21 protein-coding genes and 1 pseudogene are annotated in these 24345 nt (G+C 62.7%); 7 read left to right on the top strand and 15 right to left on the bottom strand.

Annotated features, from left to right (window positions below; all coding sequences use genetic code 11):
• Positions 1 to 9 precede the first annotated feature (9 nt).
• The 6 genes from FHT79_RS01900 to FHT79_RS01875 form a co-directional block, all read right to left on the bottom strand.
• The gene (locus tag FHT79_RS01900; RefSeq protein WP_183902913.1) at positions 10 to 1191 is read right to left on the bottom strand and encodes a serpin family protein; all 1182 of its coding nucleotides are present in this window, start codon (positions 1189 to 1191) and stop codon (positions 10 to 12) included.
• Between the two features lie 13 nt (positions 1192 to 1204).
• Positions 1205 to 3748 carry a trypsin-like serine protease gene (locus FHT79_RS01895; RefSeq protein WP_183902912.1) on the bottom strand — a complete coding sequence of 848 codons (2544 nt, stop codon included), beginning with the start codon at positions 3746 to 3748 and terminating at the stop codon, positions 1205 to 1207.
• Positions 3745 to 5361 carry a caspase family protein gene (locus FHT79_RS01890; RefSeq protein ID WP_097630166.1) on the bottom strand — a complete coding sequence of 539 codons (1617 nt, stop codon included), beginning with the start codon at positions 5359 to 5361 and terminating at the stop codon, positions 3745 to 3747. Before FHT79_RS01890 ends, FHT79_RS01895 begins: the two co-directional genes overlap by 4 nt.
• A 22-nt stretch (positions 5362 to 5383) precedes the next feature.
• On the bottom strand, positions 5384 to 7333 hold the full coding sequence (locus tag FHT79_RS01885; protein ID WP_183902911.1) for a DUF4384 domain-containing protein: 1950 nt from the start codon (positions 7331 to 7333) through the stop codon (positions 5384 to 5386).
• Between the two features lie 212 nt (positions 7334 to 7545).
• Complete coding sequence (locus tag FHT79_RS01880) at positions 7546 to 7923, bottom strand: hypothetical protein (protein ID WP_097630168.1); 378 nt, start codon at positions 7921 to 7923, stop codon at positions 7546 to 7548.
• Between the two features lie 192 nt (positions 7924 to 8115).
• Entirely contained in the window at positions 8116 to 8706 is a 591-nt protein-coding gene (locus FHT79_RS01875; protein WP_047613358.1) for a hypothetical protein, read from the bottom strand.
• A gap of 151 nt (positions 8707 to 8857) precedes the next feature.
• Between FHT79_RS01875 and FHT79_RS01870 the strand changes: the two genes are divergently transcribed.
• Positions 8858 to 10465 carry a hypothetical protein gene (locus tag FHT79_RS01870; RefSeq protein ID WP_183902910.1) on the top strand — a complete coding sequence of 536 codons (1608 nt, stop codon included), beginning with the start codon at positions 8858 to 8860 and terminating at the stop codon, positions 10463 to 10465.
• A 13-nt stretch (positions 10466 to 10478) separates the two neighbouring features.
• Here the strand turns inward: FHT79_RS01870 and FHT79_RS01865 are convergent, their stop codons facing one another.
• The 5 genes from FHT79_RS01865 to FHT79_RS01845 form a co-directional block, all read right to left on the bottom strand.
• On the bottom strand, positions 10479 to 11738 hold the full coding sequence (locus FHT79_RS01865; protein ID WP_097630169.1) for an isoprenylcysteine carboxylmethyltransferase family protein: 1260 nt from the start codon (positions 11736 to 11738) through the stop codon (positions 10479 to 10481).
• Positions 11739 to 11755: 17 nt separating this feature from the next.
• Positions 11756 to 12070, bottom strand: a complete 315-nt coding sequence (locus FHT79_RS01860; protein ID WP_063475710.1) for a hypothetical protein — start codon at positions 12068 to 12070, stop codon at positions 11756 to 11758.
• Positions 12071 to 12508: 438 nt separating this feature from the next.
• Entirely contained in the window at positions 12509 to 15088 is a 2580-nt protein-coding gene (locus FHT79_RS01855; protein WP_183902909.1) for a caspase family protein, read from the bottom strand.
• A gap of 222 nt (positions 15089 to 15310) precedes the next feature.
• A complete protein-coding gene (locus tag FHT79_RS01850) occupies positions 15311 to 16588 on the bottom strand; it encodes an L-fuconate dehydratase (protein ID WP_097630171.1) in 1278 nt (425 codons plus the stop codon).
• A 211-nt stretch (positions 16589 to 16799) separates the two neighbouring features.
• Positions 16800 to 17534: an SDR family oxidoreductase gene (locus FHT79_RS01845; protein ID WP_047611919.1), complete on the bottom strand. Its 735-nt coding sequence runs from the start codon at positions 17532 to 17534 to the stop codon at positions 16800 to 16802.
• 315 nt (positions 17535 to 17849) lie between these two features.
• Between FHT79_RS01845 and FHT79_RS01840 the strand changes: the two genes are divergently transcribed.
• The 6 genes and pseudogenes from FHT79_RS01840 (at position 17850) to FHT79_RS01815 (ending at position 21731) form a co-directional block, all read left to right on the top strand.
• The gene (locus FHT79_RS01840) at positions 17850 to 18635 is read left to right on the top strand and encodes an IclR family transcriptional regulator (RefSeq protein WP_097542612.1); all 786 of its coding nucleotides are present in this window, start codon (positions 17850 to 17852) and stop codon (positions 18633 to 18635) included.
• A 70-nt stretch (positions 18636 to 18705) separates the two neighbouring features.
• Positions 18706 to 19020: a metalloregulator ArsR/SmtB family transcription factor gene (locus tag FHT79_RS01835; protein WP_097630172.1), complete on the top strand. Its 315-nt coding sequence runs from the start codon at positions 18706 to 18708 to the stop codon at positions 19018 to 19020.
• Positions 19017 to 19376: a hypothetical protein gene (locus FHT79_RS01830; RefSeq protein ID WP_183845157.1), complete on the top strand. Its 360-nt coding sequence runs from the start codon at positions 19017 to 19019 to the stop codon at positions 19374 to 19376. The genes FHT79_RS01835 and FHT79_RS01830 overlap by 4 nt, the downstream gene beginning before the upstream one ends.
• A 42-nt stretch (positions 19377 to 19418) precedes the next feature.
• A pseudogene (locus FHT79_RS01825) lies at positions 19419 to 20025 on the top strand (ATP-dependent Clp protease proteolytic subunit).
• 112 nt (positions 20026 to 20137) lie between these two features.
• Positions 20138 to 20974, top strand: coding sequence for an amidohydrolase (locus tag FHT79_RS01820; protein WP_183902908.1), 837 nt, complete (start codon positions 20138 to 20140; stop codon positions 20972 to 20974).
• Between the two features lie 352 nt (positions 20975 to 21326).
• Entirely contained in the window at positions 21327 to 21731 is a 405-nt protein-coding gene (locus tag FHT79_RS01815) for a helix-turn-helix transcriptional regulator (protein WP_028759063.1), read from the top strand.
• Between the two features lie 37 nt (positions 21732 to 21768).
• Here the strand turns inward: FHT79_RS01815 and FHT79_RS01810 are convergent, their stop codons facing one another.
• The 4 genes from FHT79_RS01810 to FHT79_RS01795 form a co-directional block, all read right to left on the bottom strand.
• A complete protein-coding gene (locus FHT79_RS01810; protein ID WP_004668299.1) occupies positions 21769 to 22035 on the bottom strand; it encodes a hypothetical protein in 267 nt (88 codons plus the stop codon).
• 68 nt (positions 22036 to 22103) lie between these two features.
• A complete protein-coding gene (locus FHT79_RS01805) occupies positions 22104 to 22847 on the bottom strand; it encodes a TfuA-like protein (protein WP_063475716.1) in 744 nt (247 codons plus the stop codon).
• Positions 22844 to 24106, bottom strand: coding sequence for a YcaO-like family protein (locus FHT79_RS01800; protein WP_183902907.1), 1263 nt, complete (start codon positions 24104 to 24106; stop codon positions 22844 to 22846). The genes FHT79_RS01805 and FHT79_RS01800 overlap by 4 nt, the downstream gene beginning before the upstream one ends.
• Positions 24107 to 24119: 13 nt before the next feature.
• Complete coding sequence (locus FHT79_RS01795; protein WP_164735880.1) at positions 24120 to 24263, bottom strand: hypothetical protein; 144 nt, start codon at positions 24261 to 24263, stop codon at positions 24120 to 24122.
• Between the last annotated feature and the right edge of the window lie 82 nt (positions 24264 to 24345).

The following is a 24345-nucleotide window of genomic DNA, read 5'->3' as shown; positions in this document are numbered from 1 at the left end:
AACCGAATTCTATTCACCCGCCAGAAGCGGGTCACCGATCAGGCCTGCGGCGAGCAGCAGGCCGGTCTTCGTATCGCGAAGCGCGAAGGCAAAACGGGCATCGGCGACGACGCGAACAAGTGTCGGCTCGATGCTGCGTTCCGTGATGACAGCCGTGGCTGCCGCCGCCTCCGTGCCGTTTTCGTCAACCTTGATCATGGTCTTCTGCAGGACATGGGACAAGCGGATGTTTTCCTTGGTGAAACCCGGAAAACCCGCATCCTTGGCCTTCTCGGGCGCCACGCCCATCGCATTCAGTACCGGCATCAAATCACGCCCGTCGTTCAGGGAAAAGCGGGGCAGGAAGATTTCGCCCTTGGCGGCCTCGAATTTCTCGCCCTGAAGCCAGGAAGCGAGCGCCTTCAGATCCGTGCCGCCGACACCCTTGCCGGAGCGCGCCGCCACCACGACCATGCTGTAGCTCTCGCCGGCATAGGCAAGATCGACGGCGGTGAATTTTTCATCGGAGCGAAACCTCTGCCCGTCGCTGGCAAGATGCATCATCGGCACCGAAATCGTCGAGCCATCCGGGCGCTGAAATGGGCTTGCCGGGCTCTCCTTCTCGAAGGAGGTCTTCCAGCGCGCCTTGAAGGAGAGTGCGCCGAGGCTGACGAAGCCGCCGCCGGGCGGTGCGTCGAGGATCGACGGAATGGCGCCCCGCGTGGCGTTCTTCACCCAGCCGTTGATGTTCTCGACCGATTTCGGCCCGTCGAGATCCTCCATCGAAGGTTTGACCCGGTGACCGGCGAGCATGGGAAGCGCATCGGCAACGAGCACCAGTCTGTCGTCGAAGACGATCGCAACCGCCGTCGCCAAAGGCGCATCGGCCGCGGCCGGCTTTTCCCCCGTCATGGCGGCAAGCACCTTTTCCGGTCCCTTCACTTCGCCGGCGAAGCCGAGGCTCTTGGCGATTGCCGCCTTGCCCTCATCGGAGGCGCCGAGGCTTGCGAGACCGAGGGCGGCCGCAAGGCTTGCCGGCGACACCATGATATTGGCCGCCCCTTCCTTTGCCAGGGTGCGGTCGATGAGCTCGGCGGCAAGCCCCGCCTGGGCGGCAAGCACCGCCTTGCTGTCGCCGGTCTCGCCGGCATGGACTGGGGCAAACGCCATCAGGGAAGCGGCAAGACCGGCCAGCAGAGTGGATTTCGGCATGGTTCGCTCCTCTTCAGCGGATGCGATAGAATTTGGAATCGAACGACCATTTGCCCTGGGCGCCGGTCTCGTCGTCGCCGACGATCCTGAGGCTTCGGGCGAGATCGTAGACATAGTTGAAGGCGGCGCGCTGGCCGACCAGCGGTGTCGGCACATCCGGCAGGTCGAGCACTTCGATCGGCTTGTCGCTGAGGATGGCGACGACCATACCGACGCCGGCCGGACCCTCGACCTGATATTCGAAGCCGATATAGGGATTGCGCGCATCGGGCACGACGACCGGCCGGGCCGGATCGAGCCGGTTGTCGCCGCTCTTGGCCGTCGGCTTCAGGCCCATCGAGCGCTTGTTCGGGTAGAGCTGCGTCAGCTTGCCGGCGGCGTCGATATCGATCAGGATCAGGTAACCGGACTTCTTGGTAGAGACGCGCATCGCCACCTTGTCGCCGATGCTGACGGCGGTGCCGGGCAGCATGTCGACGGCAACACCGGCCTCATTGTCGCTCTTCAGCGTATTTTCGACGGCGGCGACCGGCGTCTTCGCCTCCTCGCCGGTGATCACGTCGCGGCCTAGCGCATCCGGCAGGCCGTAGAATTGCGGGACCGGCGTGAAGCGGCAATCCTCGGCATGCGTCCGGCAATATTCGTCGGATTTGCGCCGGACATAATCGAGAAGGGCGGCATTGCTGACATTCGGCTTGTCGGCGGCGCGTGCCACGCCATCCTGCACGCCTTCGATGAAGTGGCGGGTGAAAACACCGAGCGCCGGCTTGGCCTCGCGATCGACGAGCGCCCACTGCCCTGCATTGACGGCCGACCAGACCATGGCGCTTTCGCCACCGAAGGAGAATTTCGCTTCCTTGCCTGACTTGTTCGGCGGTTCGATGGCTGCCAGTGCCGGGCCGAGGCAGCGCACGGTGCCGGAGGGTGCTGCGACCGCGCTGCGGCTGCCGGGGCCGACATGGCAGGCGTCGATCAGCAGGGTGACGCGGCGGTCCTTGAGGCTGTTCAGCCGTGCGGCGATCTCGGTTTCGCGGATCTGGTTGGTGACCGTCACCTTGCCACCCTCGCGCACCAGTTTCGCATCGGCTGCCACCAGCGTCGGGCTCGTCGTTTCCTCGGCGCCCATTTCCTCCGAGCCCTGGCCGCTGAAATAGAGGAAGACACGGCTTCCCGGCGTCGACTGGCGCACCAGCCAGTCGTCGATCTCGGCCAGGATCGCCTCGCGGGTCGCCTTGCGGTTGGTCAATGTGTGGATCTGTTCCGGGCGGTAGGCGAGCGTCTTGGCGAGGAAGACCTGCATCGCCTTCACGTCGCTGGCGGAGCCGGTCAATTTGGCCTCGCGCATCTCGTAATCGTCGATGCCTATCAGCAGCGCGCGATCGCCGGGGGAGCCTTGGATCACTGGCGTCTGGACGGTCGGGGATTGGACGTCGGGTTCGGCGTCTGCAGGCCCGGTGACGGGTTTGTCCGCGGGCATGTCGGGGCTTGGCGTTTCAGTCGTGCCGGCAGGCGCGCTATTGCCGGCGGGCGGGGTATCGCCGGCGGGCGGCGACGTGATGGTGAGGTTGGCCTCTTCCTGCCCGGATTTTTGCTGCTTCGTTCCGGCGCCGGTGGTGGTGGACGCGACCTGATCGCCTGTCGCCGATCCTTCGACATCAGGCACGTCGCCGTCGGTCTTTGCGGCGATCCAGCCGCGGAAGGCAGCGACGCGGGTATAGACGCCGTAATGTTCGGCCTCGGCGCAGCCGGCGCCCCAGCTGACGATGCCGAGCTGGATCCAGGTTTTGTTGGGACGCTGGGCGACGAGCGGTCCGCCGCTGTCGCCCTGGCAGGCATCCTTGCCGCCTTCGGCATAACCGGCGCAGACATTGCGCTCGTCGATCGGGTTCATCCGCATCGAGCTGTCACGATAGGCGGCGCGGCAGTCCTCGCGCGGCACGATCGGCAGTTCGACTTCCTGCAGTTCGGTCGGCAGATATTTGTCATCCCAGCCGTGATCGGCCTTAGTGTAACCCCAGCCGGTGACGACGGCGGGGTGGCCGGCGGCCTCCACCGCCTCATCCGAGGCCGAGGCAAGGATCGCCGGCTTCGATTTGGCGGGCTCGGCGAGCTTGATGAGGGCAATGTCGTTGGCGAAGACCTTGCGGTCGAAATCCTCGTGGATAACAACGTCATCAACGGCAAGGCCGGGCTTGTCGGGCCCGTCGACCGCGATCACCTTGTCGATCTTCGACTTGCCCTCGACGATCAGCAGATCCCGGGCGAAGAGATCCTGCTTGCCGGAGCGGCCGCTGGTGACGCAATGGGCGGCCGTCAAGATCCAGCGCGGCGCGATCAGCGAGCCGCCGCAATGGCCGCCGAAGCGGCCGCGCTGTTCGGGGTCGGGCGCCAGGATCTTCACCTGCCAGGGCCATTCGCCTTTTCTCGCCGCCTGGCCGCCGATGACGCGCCCGCCATCCTCGCCGGCAAAATCGGTATCCTGCTGCGCAAGAGCTGGAGAGGTCAGAAGCAGCATGACGGAGGCAATCGTGAGGACCCTGCTGATCGACGTGCTCATAGCTTGGCTCCGGCGGAGGTATAGAGGACCGTAAATCCGACGCGGGCGCCCTCGGGGAGGAATTCGCCGAGGCGCCTGGCGATATTGCCGGCGGTGCGGCGCCTGTCGTTTTGCTTCAGGAACTCCACAAGCTGCGGCATCGGGGTTTCAGAGGTGACGGCGACGAGCAGGTCGGTGCCAAACGGCGCGACGACCGAAAGATCGAGGTCGAAGGTCTGAGACATCTCGGCATCGGCCTCCTTCTCGTTGGGATAGAGGAACTGCACGGTGCCATCGCCGGTGACGTCGAAGAGCACGAGCTTGCGGCCCGATAGATCCGAAACCGTGACGCCGACGCGCTCGCCTTCGCCATGGACGGTGTCGGAGGGCGTCACGCGCACGGTTTGCGGGTTTGTCTCCGACAGCCGCTTCAGCGTGTCGAGCGCGGCCATCCGGTCAACGACAAAAGGCATGTCGCCGGCGCCGACGCCGGAGGCGACGACATCGCCGCCGGCAATCGCCTCGCGATTTTCCGGATCGAAGACGAGTTCGGCATCGGCACCCTCGGTCACCTTGAATGGCGTGACGGCTGCGTCGATCCCCTGCAGAACCGGTTCGGACCCCAGGGCGGCGACGCTGATCGGCGCAGGCTCGGTGGGCAGCGGAGTGTTTGATTTCTCCGCCACCGCCTGCGCCCCCGCCCCTTCGTAGGCATAGACGACCACACGGTCGAGATCGGTTCCGGGCGGGCTTTCGGTAAAGATGTTCTGCCGCTGGTCGGTGAACTGATAGACCGCCTGGCGCACATATTCGAAGAGTTCGCGGCGGCTGACGGCGCCGTCGCCGTTGCGGTCCGCAGCCCCCTCGAAGGCGCGGGCGGTGGCATAACTCAGCGCGCCGCGCTTCTGCGGAATGCCGGGGATCGTGATCTCGGGCGACTTGGTGTTCTCGTCGACGGCGGCAAGGAAGGTCAGCCGCTCGAAATCGAAGCCGGTGGACAACGCATCCGCCGTCGTCGAGATCGGCGCGAGGTCATCCTCCTCGATCGTATAGGACGGCGCCTGACGCCAGGTGATCTCGGCGCCGCGCGGATCGACGTCGCGGGTCATGCCGCCGGCATGGCAGGTATCGGCGATGAAGACGACATCGGCGCCCTTGGCCTCGAGGTTGCGGATCAGCACCTTGAACTCGTCGCCGAAGATGCGCTCGCGCGATCCGGGCAGCCGGGTGTCGAAGCCGGCCAGCACATAGACCTCGTCGCGGCCGCTCGGTTTCGAGCCCTTGACGCGTTCCGGCTCGCTCGACCCGTGACCGGCAATGCCGAGCACGACGAGGTCGCCAGGCCCTGCCCGCTCCGTCACGGCCCCGATCGCTTGAAAAATGCCCTCGCGATCGGCTGCGCCATTCTTCAGGAGCGTCATGTCTTCGACGCCGACCGAGCGCAGCGACAGGGAAAGGTCCTCGGCATCGGCGACGGCGCCATGCAGCGGCGGGACATTGCGATAGAGATCGATGCCGACCAGCACCGCCCGGACCGCGCCGCGCTCGGGCGCCTCGATCGTCCTTGCCAGGCTGTCGGTGGCCGCCAGGATGAGGAGGGCTAATGCGGCGGCCATGGAAACGGATGCGGACATGGCCAAACTCCCCTCGCCCCCGCTATTCACGGCGCCATTCGACGCGCCGGTTCAACGCATCGACATCGTCTTCGGTGAGGTTTGCGGTTGCGGTCACGTCGACCGGCTCGGAGGCGCCGCGGCCCTCGGCATCGATCGTCGCGTCGATGCCGTGGCTCTTCAGGAAATCGGCGACGGCCTGGGCGCGGCGCTCGGACAGCTTCTGATTATAATCGTCAGCGCCGCGCCGGTCGGTATGGCCGACGAGGATGATGCGGCCGGGCTTCTGCTCCTTCAGCGCTTCCAGCAATTCCTCGGCGGCCTCGGTGCCGATCGAGGTGAAGCTCGACTTGTCGAAATCGAAGGTGATCGGCACCGGAATGGAGACCGGCACGATGCCGCGCACATTCTCGGAATAGATGCCGCCGAGCACGCCGCTGCGGTGATCCTTCTCGGCCGGCACGAAGCTGCCTTGCGGATTGTCGCTCGAAGGATTCGCGGCAAGGATGCGGGCCTGGGCGGCGCGCTGGATGAGATCGGAAATCGTTTCGGCCGGCGGCGCCTTCGGCGTGCGGGTCTCGTTCTTGATGATCTCGATCGCCTGCTGGTAATCGGCGGCGGCATCGGCGAAGCGGCGAGCGGAGAAATAGATCTCGCCGAGCGTGGCGGAAGCCTGCCACAGCACCTGCGGACTGTCGGCAGCGACAAGCAGCGGTTCGTAATCGGCGACCGGTCTATCGGCGGCCATCATCTCCTGCGCGGCGGAAAGCCTGAGGGCTGCGACGCGGCGCTGGGCATTCACCTGGAACTGGCCGCAATCGGCGCTGACGGCGATCGCATCGGCCTCGGAAGCGGCAGCGGTGATATCCTTGGCGGCAACGGCCGTGTTCAGCTTGTCGAGAAGCGCGGTGCAAACCGGCGTATCGGCGTTGGCGACCTCGATCTCCTCGCCGGCCTGATCCGGTTCGGCCGAGCGGCCGAGGTTCAGCTGCGGCATCTTGATGCTGAAGCCGCCGGGCAGCTTGAATTGCGGCATCTTGATCTGCGGCATCGGCAGTTTCGGCATCTTGGTCTGAGAAGACTGGGCCGGCTGCTTGTACTGCGTCGGCTGCTTATATTGGGTCGGCCGGGTGGACGACGTGGTGTCGGCAGGGCCGATCAGTTCCAGTTCGTCGGCGGCAAGTTCCTGGCCGGGCGCCAGATTGGTGACGATCTTGTATTTCTTCGGCGGCTGTGTGGTGGCCTGCTCGACGGGTTTCGGCGCCACCTTTTTCGGCGCAGCGGGCTTCGGTTTTTCCACCGCCGTTTCCGGCTTCTTGGCAACTTCCTGTTTCGTCACCGGCTTCGGCGCGGCTGCCGGTTTCGGTGCAACGGGCGGCTTTGCAGCCTGCTCGACCGGTGCGGGTTTTGCGGCAGGGGCAGTTGCGACGGGAGGAGCCGCGGACAGACTATCGACCGTCGTTAGCATCAGCGTCTTGCTGCTGATCTTGGTGCCGAGGCTGCGGGCTTCCTCAAGGCTGCGGGACACGGCATCCATGCCGCCGTCGATTGAGCGGAACATGCCGCTGCCGCTGCCGCCGAGATCGGCGAAGATGGTCAGCGGCTTGGAGGAATAAAAGACCTTGATCTGCTCCTGGCCGACCGGACCTGAAACCTGCAGCCGGGCGCCGCTTGCCGGATCCGGCACCTGCACACGCTTGCCGGCGCCGATGAGCGCATCGGTCTGGTACTTGTTTGGGAAAAGCTTCACCACCGCGCCGTTCGGCGAAACGTTCAGCACCGTGACATAGGCGTTTTCGCTCGACTGGATGAAGAGGCCGACCACTTCGCCGATGGCGTATTTGGCCTCGGCGCGATCGAAGGTGATGCTGACGGGGCCGGTCTGGGCCGGCGCTTCGGTCAGTGTGCGTTCGTTCTGCGCCTCGACGGCGGGAACCACCGAAAAGAATGAAAGAAAGGTGGCTGCTGCTAGGATGGCTTTACGGTTCAGCATTGGAAAACCTCCTCTTCGAACAATCTCACACTGTGTTGAAGATGAGAATAGCACTGACCGGCGAAATTGGGATGGTTTCACCCGTCTTGCTTGAGGGAGGGTTACAAATTATTTGGAGCCCGAAAGAATCCATCAAGGCAAAGAGGTAAGCAAGACTCATGCTCGGCAATATCCGGCGGCTATTATAGTCCGTTCGGATGGCTGGGATGCGGTTAGTTCTTGGGTTTCTGCCCGGCTGATTTCAAAATCGAGATCAGGTCGCTCATTCCCTCGGGCGAGGAATTGTAGAGCCAGAGAATATCCGGATTGTCGATCGCGAATTCCTTGCCGGGGCCGGAGCCCATGTCGCGGCCGGGCGAGGTCGCATCGGGCAGCTTGCCTTCGCCGGGCGCCAGCCCCTCGGCGCGCTCATGTTCGGCGATGATGGCGGTCGCCGCAGCAAAGGCCTTTTCGTCCTGCTGGCGCAACGCTGCCAGCGCGGGGTTGCGCGCCGCCAGCGCATCCTCGACCGGGCCGGCCTGACTAAGCTCAGGCATTTGCAGCGCCAGCAGCAGGCCGATCGACAGGGTTATGAGCCAGGATTTCGTCATCGTCGTCACATCCGTCTTATGGGCGCCATTACGCGACAAGCGCCCCGACAATAGGGAGAGGCTGGGAGGATGGCAACGGCGCTTGGCGCCAATCGATTGGGAGGGTTGAAATCGACTGGCAGAGGCGCTTTCGCTCTTTGTTTTATGCATGTCGTTGCCCCGGAACCGCTGCACACTTCCGGGCGACATGCATTAGAGGATCTTCAATTGCTGCAGACTGAGGCGCAGGTCGCGCAGCATCTCGCCGAAGATCTCCTCGATCATCCCCGTCGACCAGACGACCATGGTGCCGTAGGGCGAGCGCTTGCGCTGCATGAAGCCCGCCGTCTCGAAATCGATCAGCGTCTTGCGGCAGGTCTCGCTCGACATCACCGCGACCAGGAAACGGGCGAGATTGGACTGGTCGATCGCGCCTGATTTTTCCGCCCAGTTCTGGATCAGCCGCGGCTTGGTGTCGGCGGTGAACATCGAGGCGAGCGCCCGATCCTGCGACAGCCCCAGGCGCTGCAGCTTGGCCGGATCGCGGGTCAGTGAAACCACGTAGTCATTGTGCAGATCGGCGAAGCGTTCGATATCCTCGGCCGTGTTGATGCCGAAGACCTTCATCGAATAGAGGAACTCGGCCATCAGATAAGTCGGCTCGGAGCGCAGCTGCGCCAGATGCTTGTCGTCCTTGCTGGCAGATGCCGCGCAGACGCGATCAGAAAAACCTATCCGTGCGGCGCGCACCTGCTCCAGCAGGCTGATGTCGAGCGCCAGTTCGTCACCGTTCCATTCCAGCATAAGCATTTCCTGCCAGCAAATCTTCGAGACGATGATCTTGTACTATTCCAGGCGCAGATCTCCAAATCGTTTGGAAAGCAACAGCTTGCTGATGGGGCGCATCTATCTTACCATTTTGAATGGCTTGGCAGTCTTTTCGAGGGTCGAGGCAATGCGTGGTTTGGGGTCGCATATTCTGTTTGCCGCGGCACTTGCAGTCGCCTCGCCAGGTTTTGCCAAAGACACGACAATCATAGAGCTTCGCAGCGGCGGCGGCGCGCGTTCGGTCGGCATCATCTCGTCCAACGAGGAAGTGGAGGCCTCCGGGCCTGCGGCGATCACCGTCGGTGACGACGGCACCATCTACATTCTCGACCAGAACAACGGCCGCGTGCTCGCCGTCGACGCCGAACGTTCGCAGGCCGATCCGGAGATCCTGCCGCTGCCGGAGAATGCCACGCCGGAGGATCTCGCCGTCGTCCACAACGAACTCTACCTCTGGTCCGATGGCGTCGTGCCGCTCGAGCGCGCCACCGATGCCGACGGTCGGTCGCAGACGCTGCGCGCCGTCGACGGCGGCGGCGATGCCGACGACTACACCCGCTCGGTCTTCGCCTCGATGGGCTCGGTATCGCCCGGGCCGCTGAACAGCATCATCGACGAGATCGGCCGCAGCGTGAGCCGGCCCGAGGTCCGCCCGCCGGTCAAGCAATATGTGCCGAGCCGCGGGCTCGGCGATATCGTCGCCGAAGTCTCGGCTGCCAACGACAAGGCGGAGATCCTGCTGCGGCGCAGCAGCTCGGAGGAGAATTTCCTGTCGCTGCAGCTGACCTCCGAAGGGCGGATCGGCACCGTCGAACTGCTCGACATCGACACAACAGGCAGGCCCTATGCGCTGGTCGAGCTGGTGCCGGCCGACCGGCCCGAACGCACCGGCATGCTGGTGGTGCGATTCACGCCGAACGGGGCAATCGACCGGGTCTACGACCTGCCGATCGAACCGGGTACGGTATTCTCCAGGCGTTTCGTGGCGATCGGCCCGCGTGGCGACGTGCTCTATTTAAGATCGCTGGAGAGCCGGGCGCAGGTGCTGCGGCTCGATGGCCGGGAGCCCGGCCGCAAGCTTGCCGTCGCCAGCCCCGCCAAGCAGCCGAATGCCGGCAAACCCGGCAAGACGCCGAAGGTGGCGATCGTGCCGAAATCGCGCAGCGACGTCATCGAGCGGGCCATCGGCTTCGAGACGCTGAACTGGCTGGTGACGCCGACGGCCTATGGCAAGGATCCGGGTCCGGGCTGCATCAACATGAACCGGCTGCGCCGCCCGACCTACCTGATCGGCAAGCGCGGCCAGACGGTCAAGGGTGTTCCCTATTGCTGGGGCTGCAAGACGCCGCTCGAGAATTTCATCGGCGGGGTGGAAAAGGGCCAGACTGCCGGCAATGTCTGCACCAAGAGCGCGCCGCAATCCAACATCCTCGGTGTCGACTGCTCCGGCTTCGTCAGCGACGCCTGGGGCCTGAAGATGCATGTGACGACGCGCGCCATCCCCGGCATCACCAAGCGCCTTTCCGACCCCTGGTCGATGCGGCCGGGCGACGCGCTGAACAAGCCGGGGTCGCATGTGCTGCTGTTCATGCGGTTCACCGACGACCGCAAGGTGGAGGTGATGGAGGCCTCGCCGAATGCCTGCAAGGGCCGCGTCTGCCGCAACACCTATTCGCTCGGCAGCCTGTTGATGCGCGGCTACCAGCCGGTGCGCTTCAGGGGGCTGGATGGTTGAATGAAAGGCAGCGTCAGGCTGCCGGCTTTGACGCCAATCGGCGCTTCGCCATCGCCAGAAGGCCATGCGCGGCAACGCTCTCGGCATAGTCCCGATAGGCGGGATCCCGGCTCAGCATGCGCTCTTCGGCGCGGGCGCGCATGACGTAGATAAGGCTGACGATCGCCAGCATGCCGGCCCGGGCAAGTCCTTCCGCAAGGCCGCTGGTAATGAAGCTGGGAAATGCAAACAGCCACCAGGAGATGTTCTTCGAGACGTAGGCTGGGTGTTTGATGAAACGATAGGGACCTGAGGTGATGATGCCGCGATGAGTGAGGTTGGAAAATCGCGGCCCGAAAGCGACAGTCGCCCAAACGTAGATCACGGTGCAGGCCAGCGTCGCGACGCTCCAGAGGATGAAGATGGCCGACCCCTCCTGGATCACCGTCTCCCAGCCCGGCCCGTCGCCATAGGGCACGAAAGCATGCGAAATCGCCGGGAAGAACGGCTCATAACAGATGAGGCAGACCAGCCAGCCGAGCGCCGTCGTCTCCGTCGCCCTGACATGCCAGCCGAAAAGCTTGAAGGTGGCAATATAACCACCGGCGGCAAGCACGACGTCGAGGAGAAAGACAAGCCGCATGAGACCTTCGAACCATGCCGCCGAGAGCGGCGAATAAGCCCAAGCCGGCTTGTCGGCGAGATCGGCAAGAGCGGTCATGCCGCCCGAGAACATCAGCACGAGAAAGAAGCATTTGATTGCGAGCAGGCGCAATGCGAACAGCACGTCCTCCTCACGAAAATCCTGGATCAGCACCGCGCGCCCGACCTGATGGAGGTAATCGTCGGGCTCTTCGGCGATCTGATCGGTGGCTACGATGTAGAGGATGGTAGCAGCAGCCAGCGCGACGGAAATGGGGATGGTCGTATGGCCGGCCTCGATGAACCATCGGACCGCCGCCGACTCTGTGAAAAACGGAAAGACCGAACAGGCGATGACAACCACACCCAAAAGTGCTGCGAGGCCGACAAGCTTGGTTCCGATGCGGCGCCAGAAGATGGCGGAAGCCTCGTTCCGTCTTTCTCGCGACGCCCAAGCCCGACGAGCGGCTGGCGTACCTTCGACGAGAATCCATGCCAGGAGAAGGCAGAACACGACAAGCGCCATCGCCTTGCCGGGCTCAAGCTGCAGATAGGCCGAGAGCGCAATGCCGATGAGAACGCCGACAAGGGTCCCAGCCTGGCTGACGAGAGGGCTCCCGGTAACGGTATCCCTGTCCTGGGGGATCGGCACGCGCTTGGCTTTCTCGACTACATTGCCGGCTGCATGGAAGGTTGTCGAACGGAGACCGGAGAGCGTATCCGCGACGCCTGCGCCGCAAGCATCATGGTTGCTTCATCCGTTAGCCGAGGCGCATCCTCCGGCAGCGAGATCATCGCAATGTCGAGCTTGTCATAGTCGACCATATAGTAACCCGATCCGGTGGCGATGACGGCCTCAGGCCTGATTGCCAGAAGATCCTGGGCCATCGTGCCGACGAACATCGGGCCGCCCCAGATGTACCGGAAAGCATAGACCGGTATGCCCTCAGCCGAGGTGCCGAGCCTACGGATATCAGTCTTCAAGCGGCGATCGGACCAGCCTCCGCTGGAGCTCGATGAACCGCTGGAGCTCGATGAACTGCTCGAACCAGAAGAACTGCTTGAACCAGAAGAACCGCTAGAGCCAGAGGAACCGCTAGAGCCAGAGGAACCGCTGGAACCAGAGGAACCGCTAGAGCTAGAGGAGCCGCTGGAGCCAGAGCCGGCATTCCCACCGGAACGGTTCTCAGAGCGGGCGAAAGCCGGTTGATTGATCGTTGTGGGCACTTTTCTGACGGTGGAAGTGGGATTCCTGGCCGGCGTGGCGTTCCTAGCCGGCTCTTCACTGGCGAACAGTGTCCTGGCGCCAGGGTCGAAGATGCAGCTCTGCAAGATCGCGCCTGAGCCTGCGATGAATGTCGAGCAAAGCAGAACACGGATGATGAGCTTTCTTGTCATGAAGGGCGCCCCCAGATCGCCGGTTTAGAAGAGATCGTACCTCGGATTTCGCTTTACCCATGTCGCCTTAGCGAGCTGAACGAGCCTGTCGTCGAGCGACTTGGTCTTCGGAAGCGCCTTTTGCTCCTGAGTGGTCAACTCAGCGACGAAGGTTTTTTCCGCTTTCTTCTTTGCAGCATTGGGCAAGGTCTTGAGTTCCGCCTTTGCCTGGTTCTTCGGGTCGCCGCTGCCCGGCATGTTGATGGCGGTGGCCAGCGCGAAATAACGTGCCGCCGTTGCAAGGCTGTCAGCGTCCGTGCCTGCTTCTTTCGCCAGAATGGCGCGGTCGAGTGCACCCCAATAGTCGCCGCGTTCTGCGCCCATCTCGAGCCACTTCACCGCTTCCGCCTTGTCGGCGGCAACGCCGACACCGTCGCGGTACATGCGTCCGAGGTTTGTCGGGGCATAGGGCTGACCGCCCTCTGCCGCCCGCGTGAATAGCTCGATCGCTTTGGGAAGATCCTCCGGTGCGCCCTTTCCGAAGCGGTAGACGAGCGCAAGATTGTTCAACGAATAGATGTCGTTGCGCTGGACGCCAGCCTCGTAGAAGCGGATAGCCCGCTCCGGATCGGCTGGAACGTTGACGCCGTTGAGGAAGATATAGCCGAGCTCGTTCATCGCGTAGGTATGGCCGAGATCTGCGGCCTGGAGCATCAGGCGTAACCCCAGTTGCTGATCGGCCTTGGTGCCACGGCCGTAGTAGAGGGCTTTGCCGTAGCTGTGCAGGGCGAAGGGATCGCCCTTGGCCGCACCACCCTTGGCGATCTCGCTTGCCTTGGCTGCGTCACGCGGGACGGAAGCACCGAATTCGTAAAGGCTCGACAGTTCATAGATCGCCCGGACATGCCCGGCATCCATCGCCTTCGTGATCGTGGCAAAAGCCGTCTTCGTATCGCGGTTGGCAAGCTGGGCGCGACCGAGTTGATAGACGAAGCGCGCCACCTTGGGATAGGCCTTGACCGCCTCCGCGCAGGCCGGCAGTGCGGAGGCGGGGTCGATCTCGTTCGGCAGTTTTCCGGCGGTCACGCCCTGCAGGTCGAGGGGTGCCGCGGCCGCGGTGTCGCAGGCGTCGAGCGCCGGTTTGAAGGTGATGGTGGCCGGCGCTAGGTCGTCATTGGCGGCCTGCACCGTCAGGGCGAAAGGCTGGTTTTCGGTGCCGATCTGCGGCTCGTAGGAAAGGGTCGGAATATCGGCGGCCTCCAGCACGTGGCCAAGCCCGATCACCCGGTCACCGGCGCGCAGTGTGCCCTTGTCGGGCAGGGCCGCGACCTTGAAGGTCATTTCGGTGGCCGATGCCGGGACGGCAGGCAGGCCGGCTTCGACGGGGCCGACGCCGATCGTTGCGCTGACGTCGCGCGGCAAGGTCTTCAAATAGGCATCGACATCGGCAAGCCGCACCTGTTTTTGCTGTTCCAGCTGGGCGAGCTTGGCGCCGGCATCCGCCGAGACGGTGATCGCCACCACGCCCTGCGTCGCCTGGCCATAGGGGTCGCTGACGGTATAGCCGATCAGGCCGACGGTGCCGGCGGCAACGCCGGATGAATCATAGGTCAGCGCCGTCAGGGCTGCGGCCGGTATCTTCGCGCCCTGCTCCACGGGCTTGCCGTCGAAGCTGAGTTTGCCGGTCTTCGGAAGCTGGTTGAGGGTGACGAGCAACGCCGAGCCGGTCTCGTCATGCGGCGGGGCGATCGGCAGTTTGGTGGCAGCGGCTCCCTCCGGCACGCTCACCTGCTGCATCGGTTCGACGCTCGGCGGCGGTGGCGCAGGAATGAAATAGAAGCTGTCGGTCAGCGAGGAGTTTTCCCAGGGAACCTGCTTGCCGCCGGTCATGGCGATCACATCGCGGCGCACATCGGTGAGGACCTGGCGGATTTCCTTGTTGGGTTCGCTGGCGCGCTTGATGAAGGATTCGGAATAGGGGCTGAGAGCACCTGTGCCGTCGAGCGCCACCTGGCCCGGTTCGGTGGAGAAGGCGATCAGGCTGCCGAGATCGCTGTCGATGCGCGCCAGTCCGCGCGTGGCGCCGACCGGTTCCAGCTTTTCGGCCATCCAGAATTTCTGGGCGTTGAAGGGATTGTTGCGGCAGGCGTCGAGGAAGATCAGCTGCACCCGCGAATTCTGCTTGAGATGGTTGAGGATCAGGTCGAGCGGCATGGTCTGCGTCTCGACGTCATAGGGCGTCTCCAGTGTCGCATCGACCGGCACGATGAAATTCTGCCCGCCGACCTGGATGCCGTGGCCCGAATAATAGATCAGGCCGGCCTCGGCATTGCTGGTCGAACGCAGGAAACGGCGCACCGTATCCTCAAGCCCGATGCGGTCGACATTGACGCCGATCGTCACGTCGAAACCGGCCGCGCGCAACGTGCTGGCGACCTCTTCGACATCATTGGCGGGATTGGGAAGCGAAGGCAGCGTCTTGTAGACCGAGTTGCCGATGACCAGGGCGACGCGGCGCCCGCTCTCTTCCGTGATGGCGGCATGTACGGTGCCGATCGACAGCAGCATTGCCGCGACGATCAGCAAATAAGTGCACAGTCTCCTGACGTGGTGAAACTTGGGCATGGCTCGATCGCAAACATCTATTGTCCAGAGTTCAATAAAATTTGCTGGCCTGCTGGTGCTGGGCCCCCTCCGCATTCACAGTTTGAAAATATTCCTCGGCGCTTCAAAAAGCAAGCTTCGCCGCCTCCAAGTGAATTGGAGCAGTCCCGTCAGATTGGAAGCCCGTCATCCACAAGAAAGACTGTCGAAATCAGGAATTTAACATGCGGCGGCGAAGTTTCCTTAACCTCGAAACGTATAGTTGCTGATCGAGGCCGGTTTCATCTCGATAGAGAAGCCCGGCAAGGTGGGCGGCATATAGGCGGCGTTCTCGATCCGGCAGGGTTCGAGGAAGTGTTCGTGCAGATGGTCGACATATTCGATGACCCGGCCGTCCTTGGTGCCGGACACGGCGACATAGTCGATCATCGACAGATGCTGCACATATTCGCAGAGGCCGACGCCGCCGGCATGCGGCCAGACCGGCAGACCGAATTTGGCGGCGATCAGCAGCACCGAGAGGACCTCGTTCAGCCCGCCCATGCGGCAGGAATCGATTTGCACGATGTCGATCGCGCCCTCGGCGATGAACTGCTTGAACATGATGCGGTTCTGGCACATCTCGCCGGTCGCGACCTTCACCGGGCTGATCGCCTGGCGGATCTTGCGGTGGCCCGCGACATCATCGGGGCTCGTGGGTTCCTCGATGAAGAAAGGCTTGGCGAAGGAGAGCGCCTTGACCCAGTCGATCGCCTGGCCGACATCCCAGACCTGGTTGGCGTCGATCATCAGGTAACGATCGGGACCGATCACCTCGCGAGCGATCCTGAGGCGGCGGATATCGTCTTCCAGGTCGCGGCCGACCTTCATCTTGATATGGTCGAAGCCGGCGTCGATCGCCTCCTGGCAGAGGCGGCGGAGCTTTTCGTCGCCATAGCCGAGCCAGCCGGCCGAAGTCGTGTAGCAGGCATAGCCGTCTTTTTCGAGGATGGCGATGCGTTCGGCCTTGTCCGCCTCGGCGCGCTTCAGGATCTCGACCGCTTCGTCGCGGGTCAGCACATCGGTGAGATAGCGGTAATCGACGATATCGGCGATCTCTTCCGGCGACATTTCGGCGACGAGCCGCCAGACCGGCTTGCCGGCCTGTTTGGCCAGCAGATCCCAGACGGCATTGACGACCGCGCCGGTCGCCAGATGAATGGCGCCCTTGTCCGGGCCGATCCAGCGCAGCTGGCTATCGCTGGTCAGATGCCGCCAGAACCGGCCGGGATGGGCAAGAATCTCGGCAAGATCGGCGCCGACGACGAGGTGGCGCATCGCCTTGATCGCCATGCAGCAGATGTCGTTGCCACGGCCGATGGTGAAGGTCAGGCCATGGCCGGCAAGATCAGGCGCGTCCGTATCGAGAATGACATAGGCGGCCGAATAGTCCGGATCGGGGTTCATCGCATCGGATCCGTCCAGGCTTTGCGACGTGGGAAAGCGAAGATCGAAGACGCGAAGATCGGTGATGCGGGTCATGATTGTTCCTCCCGATTATAATTGTATGGGGCCGATGGCGGCGGCCGGATCGGCCGGCGGTGCCGCCGGCCGCGTGATCGGCTAAAGCGCGTTGCGATCTTTCAGATTCGCTTCTCACGCTTTAGGTCTTTGTTTTACGCAATTCCCGGCAAAACCGCTTCGCGCTTTGCCTGGGAAAACCGCTGCGCATTTCCCCTGGAACTGCTCTCAATCAGATCGTCCAGCCGCCGTCGATGGCGATCGCCTGGCCCGACGTATAGGTCGCGCCGGCGAGATAGACGGCGAGATCGGCGATCTCTTCCGGCGAGCCCAGCCGGCCCATCGGCTGGCGGGCGATGAAGGCGGCGCGCGCCGCATCGTAATCGCCCTGGGCGCGCATGCGGTCCTGCAGCGACGGGCTTTCAACCGTGCCGGGGCAGATGGCGTTGCAGCGAATGCCCTGGCCGACGTAATCGGCGGCGACGGATTTGGTGAGCCCGATTACCGCCGCCTTCGTGACGCCATAAGCGAAGCGGTTCGGCACGCCCTTGATGCTGGAGGCGACAGAGGCCATGTTGACGATGGACCCGTCCTTGCGTTCGATCATGCCCGGCAGCACGGCCCGGATGGTGCGGATCATCGCCTTGACGTTGAGGTCGAAGGCGAATTCGAGATCGGAATCCTTCATCTCGAGGATAGAGCCGGCATGAACGAAGCCGGCGCAGTTGAACAGCACGTCGACAGCGCCGATCTCGGCGACGAGGGCCGTGACCGCATCGTCTTCGAGCACGTTCAGTCTGTGGGTGGAAACGCCGGTTTCGGCGGCCAGCGTCGCCAGCGCCTCGGTGTTGATGTCGGTCGCGTGGACCTTGGCGCCGACCGCGGCAAAGGCTGTCGCCGTCGCCCGGCCGATGCCCTGGCCGGCGGCGGTGATGAGAACGGTCTTGCCGGAAAGTCTGTTTGTCATATCACGGGCCTTTTCTGGAATTGTCTATGCTGGACGACGGAATGCGGTTTGTCTTGATGAGGCTCGGGGGCGAGGCTCGGGCCTTTTCTCATTTTGCGCGCTTCGACGGTCGTCCGGCAAGATATTGTTGGCGGCTTGCCGCCCAGTCCTGGTGCCGGGAAGGCCACGCGGTTTCACCTGATATCGGGCGACGTCTTCAGTCATGATTTGTCTGTTTATAGACAAACAGACGATTGGCCAAGGGTCAAGCGTGAAGTTTTCCTTTTCCGGCTGCAGTTCTGCGTATATGCAGAATGGTATTCACAGGAGGAAGGAATGGAGACCGACGAGTCAGACCGCTACCGCGCTCCTGCCCTCGACAAGGGCCTCGATATCCTGGAACTGCTCGCCGGTGTCGATACCGGCCTCACCCAGGCCGATATCGCCAAGCGGCTCGACCGCAGCCCCAATGAATTCTACCGCATGCTCGATCGCCTGGTGCGCCGCGGTTACGTCACCCGGCTGGACGGCGATCGCTATTCGCTGACATTGAAGCTCTTCGGTCTTGCCCAGTTGCACGCGCCGGTGCGCCGGCTCGCCTCCTATGCCACGCCGCTGATGCGCGATCTCGCCCAGCGGACGCGCCAGGCCAATCACCTTGCCGTCTTCGATCGCGGTGCGGCGGTTGTCATCGCTCAACAGGAGGCGCCTGACTATTGGGGGTTCTCGATCCGCATCGGCGCCCATATCAGCCTCTTCGACACCGGTTCGGGGCATGTGCTGCTCGCCTTCCGCAGCGAGGAGGAGCGGGAGATGATGATCTCGGAACATGTGCGCAGCCGCGCCGACATCGAACTCGGGCCCGATTTCTACGACCGCCTCGAGCAGATCCGCGAGCGCGGCTACGAGATGATGGCAAGCGCCCAGACGGCGGGCGTCTACAACCTTTCCGCCCCGGTGCTCGGGCCGGACCGACGCTGCATCGCCGCCCTCACCTGCCCCTTCATCGCGCTCGTTAATGCGCCGTCCGCGCCCGATATCACCCAGACGATCATGCTGGTGCAGAAGACCGCCGCGCAGCTTTCGCTGCTCGCCGGCGCCGATGTCGGCCATTCCGGCTGACGGGTCCCCTCGGAAAAGCCCGTCGCGAAGCAGACTTGCGAATCGCATAAGTTCGTGCTTATGTGTCGACATGATCGAGAACGACATTTTCCGAGCCTTGGCCGACCCAACCCGCCGCGCGATCTTCGAGAAGCTGGCGGCGGGCGGCATGAACGCCAGCGCCTTGCGCGCGGGCATGGAGATCAGTCAACCGGCAATGTCGCAACATCTCTCGGTTTTGCGGAACGCAAAGCTCGTGAGGGAAGAACGGCAGGGGCGTTTCGTGAATTACGAAGTCGATCCGGAGGGACTGGCTCTCATCGCGCAATGGTTAGCGAAATATCGTGCCTACTGGCCTGCCCGCATCGAAGCTCTCAAGGTCTTGCTGAAGGATATGGACCAATGAACGACGGAAAGGCCACCGAGCATAAAGACGGCATCGAACTGGAATTCGATCTGGATGAACCGCCGCACAAAGTCTGGCGTGCAATCAGCATCCCCGAATTTCGGGAAAACTGGTTGCCAAAAGACGCTTTGGCCGATCCCGAACCGGCCACTGTCACACCTGGCGAGGAAGTCCGTTATAGCCTGCGCGACAACGCTCCACCTTTCCTTGAAAGCTCGGTGACGTTCACGATCGTCCCGAACGCGACCGGCGGCACCCGCCTGCGCATTATCCACGAACTGACCGACGCGAGGCTCGACCGGATGGCGAAAGCGGCCGCGAACAGCAACAGTCCGCCCGTCATGCTCGCCGCCTGACGCGGCAAGCCCCGTTAAATTCTGGAAGATTGGAGTTCGCCGATGCGCGAAGCGATGCAACTCGTCCCTATGGTCATAGAACAATCCAGCAGAGGAGAGAGATCTTTTGACATTTACTCCCGTCTTCTGCGCGAACGCATCATTTTCCTCAACGGCGAGGTTAACGACACCGTTTCCGCTCTGGTCTGCGCGCAATTGCTGTTTCTTGAGGCCGAGAATCCAAAGAAGCCGATCAATCTTTACATCAATTCGCCGGGCGGTGCCGTGACCAGCGGCCTCGCCATGTATGACACCATGCGCTTTATCCGCGCGCCGGTTCATACGCTTTGCATGGGGACAGCCCGGTCAATGGGATCGTTCCTGCTGATGGCAGGCGAGGCCGGCGAAAGAGCTGCATTGCCCAACGCCAGTATCCTCATTCACCAGCCCTCCGGTGGCTTCCAAGGGCAGGCTTCGGACATGCCGATTCACGCCGAAGAAATCCTCAAGACCAAGCAGCGCATGACGCGGCTCTATGCGGAGCATTGCGGACGCTCCTATGAAGACTTCGAGCGCGGGATGGATCGCGACCGCTTCATGACGGCGGAAGAAGCATTGGAATGGGGTCGACCGTATTCTATCGGTTCGGGAAGACACGGCCAGCCTATAAGCTGTCGCGGAAATCCAACAAAAGTTGGAATTTTTAACCGCCGGGAATTTCTATTTGAACAATCCATTCACCAGGGATAGGTTGCCGCAAAACCACTCTTGGAGGAGAGAGCGTGTTCATCGACACCCATCTGCACATCATCGATCGGTCGGCGCTGCCCTATCCCTGGCTTTCCCAGGCGCCCGCTCTCGATCGTGATTTCCTCTACGAGACCTATGCGACTGAGGCCCGGCGCTGCGGCATCACCACGGCGCTGCATATGGAGGTCGACGTCGATCCCGCCGCCATGCAGGCCGAGACCGATCACGTTGCCGACATCGCCAAAAAGGAAGGCAGTCTGCTTGCCGGCGCCATCGCCTCCTGCCGACCGGAGGAGCAAGGTTTTGCCGCCTATCTCGAGCGACAGAAGGCCGATCCTTTCGTCAAGGGGTTCCGCCGCGTGCTGCATGTCGTGCCTGACGATGTCTCCGAAGGCGCCCTGTTCCGCGAAAACATCCGGCGCATCGGCGGCAGCGGCCTGACCTTCGACCTCTGCACCTTGCCGCATCAGGCGGGCCGAGTGGCGGCCCTCGTCGATCTCGCGCCCGATGTGCAGTTCGTGCTCGACCATTGCGGCGTGCCCGATATCCGCTCGAATGCCTTTGAGCCCTGGAAGGCCGGCATATCCGAGATTGCCCGGCGGCCGAACGTCGTCTGCAAGGTCTCGGGCGTCGTTGCCTATGCGGATGCCGAGACCTGGACCGCGCAAACGCTGCGGCCCTATATCGAACATGTGATCGCAAGTTTCGGCTGGGATCGTGTCGTCTGGGGCAGCGACTGGCCGGTCTGCACGCTCGGCGGCGGCCTCTCCACCTGGGTCGCGGCGACCCATGCGATGCTTTCCGGCGTTGGTGAGGCCGAGCGCTCGAAGCTGCTTTTCGCCAATGCGCAGCGTCTCTGGGCGTTCTAAAAAGCACCGCCCCAAAAGAGCGCAGTGGTTATCAAAGACTTAAAGCGCATTTGCATGGACCGGGTGAAGCAACGCTCTTCGCTCATTGTTTTTATGCATATCACCCCCGGATTCGCTGCACACGCCCCGCCGACAGGCGTCAACATCACGAAAATAATGACGTGCCCGGCAAAAGTGCTACTTTGGCATGTTTTTTGCTGGTGATGTGTGGTGAGATAATGACGCAGACGCGTTGTATCGGTTTGGGACGACTTACAACCGAGCAATTGCTAGCTTTATTCATCTCGGGTAAAAGTTGTCAGGCGGAGATATGGCAAATGGCCAGATCTCCGCTGTATCAGGAGGGAAATAAATGAAAGAAGAACCGCACTCAGTAGATGTTCACGTCGGAAAGACGATCCGCATCCAGCGTCTGTTGAGGAAAGTTTCTCAGACGGAACTGGGAGATCGTGTCGGCGTAACGTTCCAGCAGATCCAGAAATACGAAAAGGGTTCCAACCGCGTTTCCGCCAGCATGCTGGTCGAAATCGCCGGCGCGCTGAAGGTCGATGTCAGGACGTTTTTCGACGACCTGTCGACCCCTGCTACGGCCAACGACAACCCTGCTCCAAGCGAGGAATTCGTTATTTCGCGCGAAGGCGTCCTTCTCAATGCGGCGTTCTTTTCGATCAAGAACGAAGCTCTTCGCAAGAAGATTCTGAAGCTCGTCCAGGCGATCGCCAACACCGAACAGTTGGACGCTGACGCGGCCGAATAAACCGGTCCTTCACGCAATCCAACGGGCCGCATGAGGGTCAATGGCGATCGATCAGAATTAGATTCTCGCTGGCATCCTTCATTGCGATCTTGGCTTTGCTGCCGAGCAGCTTCTCGAGATTGACGTCAAGCTCCCTGTCGGGATCTATGCCGTCCCAATCGATAACGACCTGCAGCAGCGCCATGTTCGTCAGGTGCATCAGATTACGCAGCTGAAGCTTTTCAGCCTCCTCCTTGGCTGCCGACAGCAGCCGGAAGATCCTTGCGTATTCGCTGCCTGTACCTTCGTTGTGTTGTTCAAACATCGTTCCCGCCTTCGTTGGCCGTGAAACCCTACGATTCCATCCACTACTGCATCTTTGTGCCGCGACCGTTATTCAAGCGTTACAGCAACCGCATTGCGCGTGACTTCGGCGTGCAGGAGCTCCCAGTGCGAGGTTGCGGCAAAGTGCCAGTCACGGTTGACGGGAAGGAATTTGTCCCTGCGCAGCCATTCCAATACCAGCCGCGCGTCGTTGCGCTTGCGCTCGACGCGGTTGCCGCGAATGGCGGCGAGGATAAGGTCGCGGCGCGGTTTACGGAAATGGCACTCGTCGGCCACCTTCGCATAGGTGCGCTCGGAAAAATGCAGGAAACGGCCGGCAAGCAGAAGCTTCTTGCGCTCGCCGGGTGAAATCTCGCCGCTGGCGTAAAGCGCATCGATCGTCGGCTCGAAATCGACCCAGGGCACGGAAAGCGGCAGCCAGCCAAGTTCCTGCGGCGCATGCACCAGCGCGACGGCCTCGTCGTCGAGCAGCCGCCCGGACTCATAATCCTCGAAGATCGAGCCGAGCCCGACCATGCCGAAGGGGGCGCATTCGGCTGCCCGCAACGCGCCCATGCTGGCGCCGCCGGCAACGGCGACGTCGTGTTCGAGCGCGTACAGAATTTCCTTGTGCCAGACCGAAGGCAGATCGCCGAAATAGCCGTCGACGAGGCCGATCGCGGTGGCGCCGTCCTCAACCGCTTTCAGAATGTCGCCGGCAGCGGCCGGCGGCCGGAAGTCGATGCAGGAAGACATCGCCCTTGCCGCGGCAAGATCGCTGCCCAGGCTCGGGCCGACGAACAGCACCTTCATGATTCGGCTCCCCTTATGGTGTTGACAGCGCGCATGCCGAGCTGGATGTACTGGCCTGAGATATCGACCTCCAGGCCGGGCACGATCACTCTGACGACGGAGACCGGCAGGGCCGGGTGCGGAAACGGCACGACCACGATCTGCTCGATGCCGGTGGCCACCAGCCGGTCGGCAATATGGCCGATGGTCTCCTGGATCGTCGCCTTGCGATGATGACGGGGCTGGAACGGGCGCATCCGGCCGTCGCCCTCGCACAGTTCGACCACCTGCTGCATCGCCGCACTCCTGTCGAGCCGCTGATAGATGCGCGGCGAGAAATCGTCGCGGCTGCCGGCAATCGCAGTCAGCCGGCTCTGCGCCGCTTCGGTGATGGCGCGCAGCGCGGCGCGCACGGGATCGGGGTGGCAGCCGCAACCGCCGCAGACATGCGACCAGCGTGCGTCGACACGGTCGGAAAGATTGCCAGGCATGATGACGGCCAGAAAGGCGGGAATACCGATATCCGTTGTCATGTCGAGCAACAGCAGTTTCATGCCGGCGCGGGTGATCCGGTCGGTCATGACGTCGATCACCGCATCGCCGAAGGAGGCCGGGTCGATGCGGCTTTCCTTCAGGCGCTCCGGCGATTTCAGCTGGGTCAGGGCCCAGGCGTCGCGCTCCACCAGCTCGCAAAGCCCATGCAGGACCGCCTCGGACGGCGTGTTGCCGGAGGCCAGCCCATCGCTCGACTGCTCGAAGCCCGGCGGCCTCTCGCCGCGATGGTCGAGACCGACAAGCCACCAGGGTACGAAGACGCTGCTGCCGGACAGGATGTCGAGCCCGGAGCACCAGGGAATGGGACGGCTGCCGATCTCGTCGGGCGCGCAGCGTGCGACATTGTCGAGGTCGATCATGGCGGCACGCTCCGCCCGCATGCTTTCGACGGTCGCCTGCGTCAGGTCGGCGGGGGCAATTTCGGCGATCCGCGTCTCGACCGCCTCCATCGCCGCCGAGGTCATGGCGGCCTCGTTGTCGATGCCCTTGCCCTGAAAGACCGAGAGCGTATGACTGTTCGGCCTCGTTGCGAAGGCGACGGGGATGTTCAGGACGTCGAGCGCGGTCAACAGACCGACGCGGGTGATGCCGAAATCGCGCAGATGCGGCCTGATGGCCGCGAAGGTCTGCGCCGGCGTGACGGCGCGGTCATGATAATCGCTGACGCCTGCCGATGATCGTTTGAGGTCACCGGCAAGCGTTTCAAGGTCGGTGAAAGCGGACATACCGATTTGTTCCTTAGCGGAACCTCAGCGCATGCGTCAGGCTCTCGAGCGCATTGGCGGAAACGTTGAGTTCATCCTGCTTCATGGCTGCTCTGGCAGCTGCAGAGAAGCGCAGCGACGGTGTCTGAACTGCAGTGCTTTCAGCATTCGTCTTCATGTTCCATCTCCGATTGGTTGGGCAGCGCCTTGCTGCCGTTAACCATCAGAGGGAAACATTACCTGCGTCATTTAAGCGTTAC

The sequence above is a fragment of the Rhizobium sp. BK212 genome (genome assembly GCF_014197475.1).
GTDB lineage: Bacteria > Pseudomonadota > Alphaproteobacteria > Rhizobiales > Rhizobiaceae > Rhizobium > Rhizobium anhuiense.
This window is presented reverse-complemented; position numbering and strand designations above follow the sequence as displayed.

Coding starts and splice junctions, on each gene's coding strand:
- FHT79_RS01900 (WP_183902913.1), bottom strand. CDS start 1,191: ATGCCGAAATCCACTCTGCTGGCCGGTCTTGCCGCTTCCCTGATGGCG.
- FHT79_RS01895 (WP_183902912.1), bottom strand. CDS start 3,748: ATGAGCACGTCGATCAGCAGGGTCCTCACGATTGCCTCCGTCATGCTG.
- FHT79_RS01890 (WP_097630166.1), bottom strand. CDS start 5,361: ATGTCCGCATCCGTTTCCATGGCCGCCGCATTAGCCCTCCTCATCCTG.
- FHT79_RS01885 (WP_183902911.1), bottom strand. CDS start 7,333: ATGCTGAACCGTAAAGCCATCCTAGCAGCAGCCACCTTTCTTTCATTC.
- FHT79_RS01880 (WP_097630168.1), bottom strand. CDS start 7,923: ATGACGAAATCCTGGCTCATAACCCTGTCGATCGGCCTGCTGCTGGCG.
- FHT79_RS01875 (WP_047613358.1), bottom strand. CDS start 8,706: ATGCTGGAATGGAACGGTGACGAACTGGCGCTCGACATCAGCCTGCTG.
- FHT79_RS01870 (WP_183902910.1), top strand. CDS start 8,858: ATGCGTGGTTTGGGGTCGCATATTCTGTTTGCCGCGGCACTTGCAGTC.
- FHT79_RS01855 (WP_183902909.1), bottom strand. CDS start 15,088: ATGCCCAAGTTTCACCACGTCAGGAGACTGTGCACTTATTTGCTGATC.
- FHT79_RS01850 (WP_097630171.1), bottom strand. CDS start 16,588: ATGACCCGCATCACCGATCTTCGCGTCTTCGATCTTCGCTTTCCCACG.
- FHT79_RS01845 (WP_047611919.1), bottom strand. CDS start 17,534: ATGACAAACAGACTTTCCGGCAAGACCGTTCTCATCACCGCCGCCGGC.
- FHT79_RS01840 (WP_097542612.1), top strand. CDS start 17,850: ATGGAGACCGACGAGTCAGACCGCTACCGCGCTCCTGCCCTCGACAAG.
- FHT79_RS01835 (WP_097630172.1), top strand. CDS start 18,706: ATGATCGAGAACGACATTTTCCGAGCCTTGGCCGACCCAACCCGCCGC.
- FHT79_RS01830 (WP_183845157.1), top strand. CDS start 19,017: ATGAACGACGGAAAGGCCACCGAGCATAAAGACGGCATCGAACTGGAA.
- FHT79_RS01815 (WP_028759063.1), top strand. CDS start 21,327: ATGAAAGAAGAACCGCACTCAGTAGATGTTCACGTCGGAAAGACGATC.
- FHT79_RS01810 (WP_004668299.1), bottom strand. CDS start 22,035: ATGTTTGAACAACACAACGAAGGTACAGGCAGCGAATACGCAAGGATC.
- FHT79_RS01805 (WP_063475716.1), bottom strand. CDS start 22,847: ATGAAGGTGCTGTTCGTCGGCCCGAGCCTGGGCAGCGATCTTGCCGCG.
- FHT79_RS01800 (WP_183902907.1), bottom strand. CDS start 24,106: ATGTCCGCTTTCACCGACCTTGAAACGCTTGCCGGTGACCTCAAACGA.
- FHT79_RS01795 (WP_164735880.1), bottom strand. CDS start 24,263: ATGAAGACGAATGCTGAAAGCACTGCAGTTCAGACACCGTCGCTGCGC.